Annotated in this window: 7 protein-coding genes; 5 read left to right on the top strand and 2 right to left on the bottom strand. The window is 68.4% G+C overall.

Annotated features, from left to right (window positions below):
- Positions 1–398: 398 nt before the first annotated feature.
- The 5 genes from JOY90_RS35540 (at position 399) to JOY90_RS35520 (ending at position 8,929) form a co-directional block, all read left to right on the top strand.
- Positions 399–620: a hypothetical protein gene (locus JOY90_RS35540; RefSeq protein WP_291695755.1), complete on the top strand. Its 222-nt coding sequence runs from the start codon at positions 399–401 to the stop codon at positions 618–620.
- A 130-nt stretch (positions 621–750) separates the two neighbouring features.
- Complete coding sequence (addB, locus tag JOY90_RS35535; RefSeq protein ID WP_291695754.1) at positions 751–3,897, top strand: double-strand break repair protein AddB; 3,147 nt, start codon at positions 751–753, stop codon at positions 3,895–3,897.
- A complete protein-coding gene (addA, locus tag JOY90_RS35530; protein WP_291695753.1) occupies positions 3,891–7,355 on the top strand; it encodes a double-strand break repair helicase AddA in 3,465 nt (1,154 codons plus the stop codon). The genes addB and addA overlap by 7 nt, the downstream gene beginning before the upstream one ends.
- Positions 7,356–7,453: 98 nt before the next feature.
- Positions 7,454–7,774, top strand: coding sequence for a thioredoxin (gene trxA / locus JOY90_RS35525; RefSeq protein WP_291695752.1), 321 nt, complete (start codon positions 7,454–7,456; stop codon positions 7,772–7,774).
- A 144-nt stretch (positions 7,775–7,918) separates the two neighbouring features.
- Positions 7,919–8,929, top strand: a complete 1,011-nt coding sequence (locus tag JOY90_RS35520; RefSeq protein ID WP_291695751.1) for an ATP-dependent DNA ligase — start codon at positions 7,919–7,921, stop codon at positions 8,927–8,929.
- Positions 8,930–8,932: 3 nt separating this feature from the next.
- Here JOY90_RS35520 and JOY90_RS35515 read toward each other — a convergent pair whose 3' ends face one another.
- Positions 8,933–10,273 (bottom strand): folylpolyglutamate synthase/dihydrofolate synthase family protein, encoded by a 1,341-nt coding sequence (locus JOY90_RS35515; protein WP_291695750.1) that lies wholly within the window; start codon positions 10,271–10,273, stop codon positions 8,933–8,935.
- A partial coding sequence (locus JOY90_RS35510; protein ID WP_291695749.1) for an acetyl-CoA carboxylase carboxyltransferase subunit beta occupies positions 10,270–11,016 on the bottom strand: 747 nt, incomplete at its 5' end. The genes JOY90_RS35515 and JOY90_RS35510, both read right to left, overlap by 4 nt.

The following is an 11,016-nucleotide window of genomic DNA, read 5'->3' as shown; positions in this document are numbered from 1 at the left end:
ATCTCTGTCCATCGAGGGCTTCCGCAAAGCCTTCCGCCGCAAGGCCTCTCTTCAGCAATTCTCTGATCGCTGAAGCTCTGCTCGGCATGCGCTTTTCAAAACGCCACGTATCGACGGCGCGGAGTTCGCTCGGCGACAGCATGATCTGAAGGCGTTCGCCCCTGCTGAGCTGGCCCATCCACTCACCCGCCTAATCCGTCAAACCCTCACAATGAGTCAGTTGCTCATTAGTCTGCCGAAGCACATTCACATAAGTTAATGCACGAATCTCCGAGCGGGCGGAAACGGTCAATGCATTGAACTACTTATTTTATTGACGATCCATCGCACGACAGGCACGCTGCAAGTGTCGGCTGAGGGACCGATCGCACCCTCGCCGGTACAAGGGACAGCCCGACGTGCCGATCGCCCGCCTGCTCGCGAACCACCCGTTGCCGCCGGAACGGCAGCGCGTGCTCATGCTTGCGTTCAATCTTACATTGCGTAAATTGAATTTGGTGGACCGGGACGATCCGATTTGCGAAATGGTTGCTCGCAAGGTCATCGAGATCGGGACAGGTGGTAGCGCGAACGCCGCCGCGATCGCGGAGATCGCGTACAGGCAGCTTCACCCGTCGTAAGGCCTCCGCGGTTGGCCGCCTTTTCCAGCCACGGAATTCCCGTCCTGCAAGGCGGGGAAATCCGACCCCGCCGACATGACCCGCTCAAAATACCGCCCTATATTCCGGCCTGAAACGAATCAGGCCTGTCATGCGCGTGTTCAGCGTTCCCGTCTCCGCACCGTTCCTGCGCACCGTCATCGGCGCGCTGATCGACGGCGCGCTGGTCGACGGCTTCGAGGCGCGGACGAATCCGGCGCGGCTCGCGGAAGCGACGCTGTATTTGCCGACGCGGCGCGCGGTGCGGATGGCGCGAGAGGGGTTCCTCGACGAGCTGCGCACCGACGCGGCGGTGCTGCCACGCATTGTCGCCCTCGGCGACATCGACGAGGACGAGCTGGCGTTTGCGGAAGAGGCCGAGCCGTTCGACGGCCGCGCGCCGCTCGACATTCCGCCCCGGCTCGGCGAGCTGGCGCGCCGGCTGACGCTGGCGCGGCTGGTCGGCGCCTGGGCCAAGAGCGAGGCGTCGGCGCCGCTCGTGGTCGGCGGGCCGGCCTCCATGCTCGCGCTCGCCGCCGACCTGGCGCGGCTGATGGACGACATGGTGACCCGCGGCGTCGAGTGGGACAGGCTGGAGGGCCTGGTGCCCGGCGAGCTCGACCCGTACTGGCAGCTCTCGCTGAAATTCCTCAAGATCGCGCAGCAGGCCTGGCGCGGCTATCTCGACGAGATCGGCAGGATCGAGCCGGCGGCGCGGCGCGACAGGCTGATCGCGGCCGAGGCGGCGCGGCTGACTGCGCGCCATCCGGGACCGGTCGTGGCGGCGGGCTCGACCGGCTCGATGCCGACCACGGCCACATTCCTGCATGCGGTGGCGAAGCTGAAGCAGGGCGCCGTGGTGCTGCCCGGTCTCGACACCGATCTCGACCAGGAGGCCTGGCAGAGCATGGGTGGCGGGATCAGGGATGGACAGCAGAAGTTCGCCACCCATCCCGCCTCGAACCATCCGCAGTTCGCCATGCATGCGCTGTTGAAGCGGTTCGGCATCGAACGCGAAGATGTCCGTATCCTCGGCCGGCCGGATGCGAACGGCCGCGAGGTGCTGCTGTCGGAAGCAATGCGGCCGTCACGCGCGACTGCGCAATGGCACGACCGGCTGGCGCGGCCGGCCATCGCGGCCCGGATCGCCGCCGGCATGGCCCGCCTCACCGTGATCGGGGCGCCGAACCCGGAGATGGAGGCGCTGGCGATCGCGGTCGCGCTGCGCGAGGCGCACCATGAACGGAAGTCGGCGGCGCTGGTGACGCCGGACCGCGCGCTGGCGCGGCGGGTGATGGCGGCGCTGACGCGCTGGAATCTCGACTTCGACGATTCCGGCGGCGATGCGCTGATGGACACGCCGGCCGGCGTGTTCGCCCGCCTCGCGGCCGAGGCGGTCGCGAGGGGTCTGGAGCCGCCGACGCTGCTGGCGCTGTTGAAGCACCCGCTGTGCCGGCTCGGCGCGGCACCGGGCGCGCATCGCCGCGCGATCGAGACCCTGGAGCTGGCGCTGCTGCGTGGCACGCGTCCGCAGGCCGGCAGCGCCGGACTCGCGCGCGACTTCGCGCGCTTTCGCGACGAGCTCGCCAAGCTCGACCGCAGCGAGGTGTCGCTGCTGCACCGGGCCGAACGCCGCGCGCGGCTGAAGCCCTGGCAGCTCGACCGCGCCGATGCGCTGATCCAAGCGCTGCGGGTGGCGCTGGCGCCGCTGGAAACCCTGCCCGCGGCAAAACCGCAGGATTTTGCCGAGCTGGCAGAGCGGCACCGCGAGATCCTGATTGCGCTCTCGACCGACGAGGCCGGCATCGCCGCCGCCTTCGAGGCACAGGAAGGGCTGGCGCTGGCGAAGGCCTTCGACGACCTCACCGGCGAGGGCACGCGCAGCAATGTGATCGTTCCGCTGCCCGATTATCCCGAGGTGTTCCAGACCGCCTTCGCCGACCGCGCGGTGCGGCGTCCGGAAAAGCCGGGCACAAAATTCCACATCTACGGCCCGCTGGAATCGCGCTTGATGCAGGCCGACCGCGTCATCGTCGGCGGCCTGATCGAGGGCGTGTGGCCGCCGGCGCCGCGGATCGATCCATGGCTGAGCCGGCCGATGCGCCATGAGCTTGGCCTCGATCTGCCGGAGCGGCGCATCGGCCTGTCCGCCCACGATTTCGTGCAGCTTGCCGGCAACGCCGACGTCATCCTGAGCCACAGCGCCAAGGCCGGCGGCGCGCCGGCCGTCGCCTCGCGCTTCCTGCACCGGCTGGAGGCCGTCGCGGGCGAAAAGCGCTGGCAGGCGGCGACCGAGGCCGGCGCGAGATACGTCGCACTCGCCGAGGCGCTGGACCGGCCGGAGCGGGTCACGCCGATTGCACAGCCCGAGCCGCGGCCGCCGCGCGCGACGCGGCCGACCCGGCTGTCGGTCACCGCAATCGAGGACTGGCTGCGCGATCCCTACACCATCTATGCCCGGCACATCCTCAAGCTCGAGGCCCTCGACCCGGTCGACATGCCGCTGTCGTCGGCCGATCGCGGCTCGGCGATCCATGAAGCGATCGGCGAGTTCACGCGCGAATTCGCCAGCCGCCTTCCCGACCCTCTCGCACCCGAGCTGATCCGGATCGGCGCGCGGCATTTCGCGCCCTTGATGGAGCGCCCGGAGGCCAAGGCGCTGTGGTGGCCGCGCTTCAAGCGGATCGCCGCCTGGTTCGCCGGCTGGGAAACGGCCCGCCGCGCGGGCATCGACCTGATCGAGGCCGAAACGAAAGGCGAGATCGCGATCCCGCTCGGCGCCGATCGCAGCTTCCATCTCGTGGCGCGCGCCGACCGCATCGAGCGCCGCAGCGACGGCAGCTTCGCGATCCTCGACTTCAAGACCGGGCAGCCGCCGACCGGCAAGCAGGTGCGGATGGGGCTGTCGCCGCAGCTCACGCTGGAAGCGGCGATCCTGCGCGCGGGGGGCTTCGAGGGGATTCCCGCCGGCGCCTCGGTCGGAGAGATCGCCTATGTCCGGCTGTCGGGCAACAACCCGCCCGGCGAGCACCGGTCGCTGGAATTGAAGATCAGGAACGAGACGCCGCAGTCACCGGACGAGGCCGCGATCTACGCAAGGCAGCAGCTCGAGGCGCTGGTCGAGAAATTCGAGGACGAGACCCAGGCCTATACCTCGCTCAACCTGCCGATGTGGAACAATCGCTACGGGACCTATGACGACCTTGCGCGGATCAAGGAATGGTCGGCGGCGGGCGGCCTGGGACTGGAGGAATGGTGAAGGCGCCGCGTCCCATTCCCGACGCCGTGCGCGCGACCCAGGCGCGCGCATCGGACCCGTCGGCCTCCTCCTTCGTGTCGGCGAATGCGGGCTCCGGCAAGACCCACGTGCTGGTCCAGCGTGTGATCCGGCTTTTGCTGGCCGGCGTGCCGCCGGAGAAGATCCTCTGCATCACCTTCACCAAGGCCGCGGCTGCCAACATGGCGGAGCGGGTGTTCACCACGCTGGGGCATTGGGTCACGCTCGACGATGCCGCGCTCGACGACGCGATCCGCGCGGTCGGCATCGCCAAGTCGAGCCTGGACTTGCGCCGAACGGCGCGCGAACTGTTCGCCCGCGCGCTGGAGACGCCGGGCGGGTTGAAGGTGCAGACCATCCACGCGCTGTGCACGCGGCTGTTGCAGCAGTTTCCGTTCGAGGCCAACGTGCCGGCACGCTTTGCCGTGCTCGACGACCGCGACCAGGCCGAGATGATGGAGCGCGCCAACCTCAAGGTCTTCCTGGAGGCCGCGCGCGATCCGAACAGCGCCACGGGAGAGGCGCTGCGGATCGCGATGGGGAGCGCCGCCGACGTCACCTTCAAGGACGTGGTGCGCGAGGCCTGCCTGTCGCACGACCACTTCATGGCGTTCGCCGACGGCGCCGGCAGCGCGGAAGCCGCGGCCGCACGCGTCTCCGCCGCGCTCGGCGTGGCGGAGGGCGACCGGATCGAGGATGTCGAGCGCGAGATCGTTGACGGGCCTTTCCTGCCGCGGCGGCGCTGGGCCGAAATCGCCGAGGTGCTCGACGGCGGCGCCAAGACCGATGGCGAGCAGGCGGCGCGGCTGCGCGGGGCCATGGCTGCCGGCGCCGAGCAGATCGAGCTCTATCTCGGCGTCTTCATCACCGACACCGACAAGACGCCGCGCAAGGCGGTGCTGACCAAAGCCTTCGGCCGCGAAAATCCATCAGCCGCCCGGCTGTTTGAGGCGGAGGCGGCGCGCCTGCCGGCACTGATCGAGCAGCGCCGCGCGCTGATCACCCGCGATCGTTCGCGCGCGCTGCTCTACATCGCGACCGCGGCCGCGGCGAACTACCGGTGCGAGAAACTGGAGCGCGGACTGCTCGACTATGACGACCTGATCGACAAGACGCTGCAAATGCTCGCCAGCATCTCCTCGGGCTGGGTGCATTACAAGCTCGACCGCGGCGTCGACCATGTGCTGATCGACGAGGCGCAGGACACCAGCCCGCGGCAGTGGGACATCGTGTTCCACCTGATCGACGAGTTCACCTCCGGCGCCGGCGCCCGCAACGGCCTGGTCCGCACCGTGTTCGCGGTCGGCGACGAGAAGCAGTCGATCTTCTCGTTCCAGGGCGCGGCGCCGCACGCGTTCGCCGAACGGCGGCGCGAGTTGCACGGCAGGTTCAGCGACGCCAAGCTGAAGTTCGATTCCGTCTCGTTCACCTATTCGTTCCGCTCAGGACCGGCGATCCTGCACTCGGTCGACCAGGTGTTCCGCGAGCCCGACATCTATCGCAGCATCCATGCCGAGGAGACCTATCCGCTGCACAACGCGCTCGCCGATGCCGGACCGAGCCTGATCGAATTGTGGAAACTTGCGGAAGCCGATATGCGCAAGGACATCGAGGGCTGGCGCGCGCCGTTCGACGGCGTCGCCGCGACCAGCCCGGAGGTGAAGCTTTCGCGCCGCATCCAGGCCGAGATCAAGCGGCTGGTCGAAAGCGGCACCAAGACCGGCCATCGCGACGGCCGCCGAAGGCTGCGCTACGGCGATATCCTGATCCTGGTGCGGCGGCGGGGCAATGTGTTCGACGCGGTGATCCAGGCGCTGAAGCATGCCGGCATCCCGGTCGCCGGCGCCGACCGGCTGAAGCTGACCGAGCACATCGCCATCATCGACCTGATGAACCTCGCCGATGCGCTCTTGCTGCCGCAGGACGACCTCGCGCTGGCGGTGGCGTTGAAGAGCCCGCTGTTCGGCCTCGATGATGACGACCTGTTCGCGCTGGCCTGGGAGCGCAAGGGCACGCTGCGCGAGGCGCTGGCCGAGCATGCCGCAAGCTCCGACAAGTTCCGCGACACGCTACGGCGGTTGGAGCGCTATGAGCAGCGCTTCCGTGAGGAGACGCCGTTCGCGTTCTACGCCTGGCTGCTCGGCGGCGAAGGCGGGCGGCAGCGCATCCTGAAGCGGCTCGGGCACGAGGCCAATGACGCGCTGGACGAATTCCTGGAGCTCGCGCTGAATCACGAGCGCAAGGGGCCGGCCTCGCTGCAGGGTTTTGTGGCCTGGCTGCGCGCGGCCGACACCGAGGTGAAGCGCGACATGGAAATCTCGCGCGACGAGGTGCGTGTCATGACCGTGCACGGCGCCAAGGGGCTGGAGGCCGCGGTCGTGTTCCTGGTCGACACCACGTCGTCGCCGACCGACACCCAGCGGCTGCGACTGATCCATCTGCCGCACAAGGACGGCGGCGAGGTCGTGGTCTGGGCCGGCCGCAAGGCCGACGATCCGCCGCCGGTGGCCGAGGCCCGCCAGAAAATGCTGGACGAGACCGAGCACGAATACCGCCGCCTGCTTTATGTGGCGATGACCCGCGCCGCCGACCGCCTGGTCGTTGCCGGCTGCCAGCCCGGCAATCGCAATGGCATCCGGCCGTCCTGCTGGTACGACTTGATCGAGAGGGGCCTCGAGCGCTCCGGCCTCGAGAAGCAGGCGGCCGGACCACCGGAGGACCCGGTCACGCGCTATTGCCGGCCCGAGGATGCCGTCTTCGATGCAGGTGCAGCCGATGCCGCGGCTGCGAGCGCGCCGCCCGCGCTGCCGTCTTGGCTGCGCGAGCCCGTGGACACGCCCGCGCCTGCCGGACTGTTGCGGCCGTCGCAGGCCGGCGACGGATCGTATCGGCCTCGGGCGGGCGATGCGGCCGCACCGTCGCGCACCCAGGCGATCCAGCGCGGCACGCTCGTGCACCGGCTGCTGCAATCGCTGCCCGACCTCGCTTCCGAGCGGCGCCGCGACGCCGCGCTGAGATTCCTGGCGCGCAACGCCGATGGTTGGAGCGAGGCGGAGCGCACCGCGCTGGCCGACAAGGTGCTGGCCCTGATCGGCGACCCGCGATTCGGCGCGGTATTCAGCGAAGCCGGTCGCGCCGAGGTGTCGATCGTCGGCCGGATCGAGCTGCCGGGCCGGCCGCCGGCGGCGGTCTCCGGCCAGATCGACCGGCTGGTGGTGACCGATGCCGAGGTCCTGATCGTCGATTTCAAGACCAACCATAACCCGCCCGCCCGCGCCGCCGACGCGCCGCAGGCCTATGTCCGGCAGCTCGCCTTCTACCGCGCGATGCTGCGGAAGCTTTATCCCCAGCTTGTCGTCCGCGCCGCGCTGCTCTGGACAGAAAGCACTGATTTCATGGAGATTTCGGCACACGCGCTAGACGCGGAACTGGCATCCTAGGGCGCGAACTTGACCCGGCAACAGGCCGTTCATACGTTTCACGCACGATCCCGGCGCGATTCTTCCGCGCCCTTCCCGAAACTGACGAGGTTATTCCGATGGCTGTAGGCAAGGTTTCCGACACCGATTTCGAAGCCGAGGTGCTGAAGGCGCAAGGCCCTGTCGTGGTCGACTTCTGGGCCGAATGGTGCGGCCCCTGCCGCATGATCGCGCCCGCGCTCGACGAGATTTCCGGCGCGATGGGCGACAAGGTCAAGATCGTCAAGCTCAATGTCGATGAGAGCCCGAAGACGGCGTCGAAATACGGCGTGATGTCGATCCCGACCCTGATGATCTTCAAGGGCGGCGAGATGGCCTCCCGCCAGGTCGGCGCCGCCCCCAAGGCGAAGCTGCAGCAGTGGATTTCGCAGGCGGTCTGATACCGCCCTGGACGAGCTTTATTTGACCGAGCGGCCGGCGATTTCGCCGGCCGTTTGCGTTGGAATGACGTGTTCATCGCTCTGGAGCATCCGTCATTGCCACCCTCCCGAAAACCCGCGACGCGATCCGACAGGCTGACCGCCATGGACGCGCGCTCGGTCGATGCCGTCCCGCGTGGCGAGGAATGGCAGTATGAGCCGAAATGGGACGGCTTCCGCTGCCTGCTGACGCGCCAGGACAGCAGGGTCGACCTGCGCTCGAAGTCCGGTGAGGACCTGGCACGCTATTTTCCCGAGCTGGTCGCGGCGGCACTGAAGCTGAAAACGGAGCGCTTCCTGCTCGACGGCGAGATCGTGGTGCCGCACGGCAAGTCGTTCTCCTTCGACGACCTGCTCCAGCGCATCCACCCCGCGGCTAGTCGGGTGAAGAAGCTGGCGGCCGAAACGCCGGCGCTGTTTCTCGCGTTCGATCTGCTGGCAACAACGAAGACACCCAAGCTCGCGACGCGACCGCTGCGCGAGCGGCGCCCATTGCTCGATGCTTTCGCCAAAGCCAATTTCAAATCCGACCGCAGCTTCCGCCTGTCTCCTGTCACGACGAGCTATGCCCAGGCGCAGAAATGGCTGGCCCAATCCGGCGGCGGCTCGGACGGCGTGATCGCCAAGCGCCTCGACCTGCCCTACCAGGCCGGCAACCGCGACGGCATGCAGAAGATCAAGAAATTCCGCAGCGCCGATTGCGTGGTCGGCGGCTTCCGCTACGCGACTAACCGGCTGCACGGCCGCAAGGTCGTCGGTTCGCTGCTGCTCGGCCTCTATGACGATGAGGGCCTGCTGCATCACGTCGGCTTCTCTTCGGCCATCAAGCAGGAGGACAAGCCGGCGCTGACCGCAAAGCTCGAACCCTTGATCGCCGAGCCCGGCTTCACCGGCAACGCGCCCGGCGGCCCGAGCCGCTGGTCCACCGAGCGCTCGGCAAGATGGTGTCCGCTCAAGCCAGAACTCGTCGCCGAGGTCGGTTACGACCATTTCAGCGGCGAGCGGTTTCGCCACGGCACCTCGATCCTGCGCTGGCGGCCGGACAAGGCGCCGCAGCAATGCACCTTCGACCAGCTCCGGCAGAAGGCGGCCGACCCGATGAAGCTGTTGGCGTGACGGCTACGCCGGCGGCGTACCGTTGAGCGCCAGCACCGGACCCGCAAGATAGAGCGAGCCGGTGATCAGGATGCGCGGCGGAATCTCGTAGGCAAGGCCGACGAGACGGCGCAGCGCAGCCTCGATGCCGTCGGCGATCTCGACCCGCATGCCGAGCCCGCGCGCCGCGTCCGCCAGCCGGTCCGGCGGCATCGCGTTCGGCTGATCGGGGATCGGCACCGCGATGATGTGGCGCGTCAGCCCGGCGAAATTGGCAAGGAAGGCCGAGGCGTCCTTGTTCGCCATCATGCCGGCGATCACGACCAGCGGCCGCGACACCCGCTCCTCGAGATCGCCGAGCGCGGCGGCGGCGACGCGGCCGCCATCGGCATTGTGGCCGCCATCGAGCCAGATTTCCGAGCCGACCGGGCCAAGGCAGATCAGCCCGCCCGAGGACAGCCGCTGCATCCGCGCCGGCCAGTCGGCGTTGACGATGCCCTCGAAGGCCGCGTGCGGGAGTTTCGGAGTATCGATCGCACGCAAGGCCGCGATCGCCAGTCCCGCATTGTCGAACTGGTGGCGGCCGAACAGCCGTGGCGCGGCCAGATCCATCAGGCCGCGGTCGTCCTGATAGACCAGGCGCCCGCACTCGACGCCGACATGCCATTGCCGACCGGCGGCGAACAAGGGCGCGCGCTGGCGCCGCGCCTCGGCCTCGATCACCGCCATCGCCTCCGGTTGCTGCTCCGCCACGACCACCGGCACGTTCCGTTTGATGATCGCGGCTTTTTCGCCGGCGATCGCCGCCAGCGTGTCGCCGAGATATTCGACGTGGTCCATGCCGAGCGGCGTGATCACGGCGGCCAATGGCCGCTCGATCACATTGGTCGAATCGAGCCGGCCGCCCAGTCCGACCTCCAGCAGCAGCACATCGGCCGGGTTCTCGGCGTACAGGCAGAACCCTGCCGCGGTCTTGGCCTCGAAGAAGGTGATGGGCTCACCGTCATTGACGCGCTCGCAATGCGTCAGCGCCTCGGTCAACTCGTCGTCCGACACCAGCACGCCGCCGCCGATGCGGCCAAGACGGAAGCATTCGTTGATGCGCACCAGATAGGGCGAGGTGAAAGTGTGCACCTTGAGCCCGGCCCGCTCCAGGATCGCGCGCAGATAGGCGACCGTCGATCCCTTGCCGTTGGTGCCCGCGACATGGATCACCGGCGGCAGCCGCCGCTCGGGATGACCGAGCTTCTCCAGCAGGCGATGCATGCGGTCGAGGCCGAGATCGATGCGCCTCGGATGCAGGGCCGACAGCCGTGCGATCACGTCCGCCGGCGCACTTTGCGGTGAAGCAGCGGGCGCGCTCACGCGAGCGGCACGGCCGGCGCCATCTCCGGTGCCGAGACGATCTCGGCCGGCGGGGCGATCATCGGCGCGGGTTTGGGCATCGCCTGCGATGCCGGGGATTTGGTCAGGATGCGGCACAGCCGCGCCAGCGTCGGGCGCAGGTCGTGGCGATGCACCACCATGTCGACCATGCCGTGATCGCGCAGGTACTCCGCGCGCTGAAAACCTTCCGGCAGCTTCTCGCGGATGGTCTGCTCGATGACGCGCGCGCCGGCGAACCCGATCAGCGCACCGGGCTCGGCGAGATGGATGTCGCCGAGCATGGCGTAGGAGGCGGTGACGCCACCGGTGGTCGGATTGGTCAGCACGACGATGTAGGGCTGGCGCGCCTCGCGCAGCATCTGCACGGCGACCGTGGTACGCGGCATCTGCATCAGCGACAGGATGCCTTCCTGCATGCGCGCACCGCCGGACGCGGCGAACATGATGAACGGCGCCTTCTTCTCGACCGCGAGCTCGAGCCCGCGCACGATCGCCTCGCCGGCGGCCATGCCGAGCGAACCGCCCATGAAGTCGAAATCCTGCGCGCCGGCGGTGACCGCAAGCCCGTCGAGCATGCCGGTACCGAGCTTCACAGCATCCTGAAGACCGGTCTTGGTCCGAGCATCCTTGATGCGGTCGGAATAGCGGCGCTCGTCGCGGAAGCGCAGCGGATCTGCCGGCACATCCGGCACCTTGAGTTCTTCGTATTGACCGCCGTCGAA

Source organism: Bradyrhizobium sp. (assembly GCF_019242285.1).
GTDB lineage: Bacteria > Pseudomonadota > Alphaproteobacteria > Rhizobiales > Xanthobacteraceae > Bradyrhizobium.
This window is presented reverse-complemented; position numbering and strand designations above follow the sequence as displayed.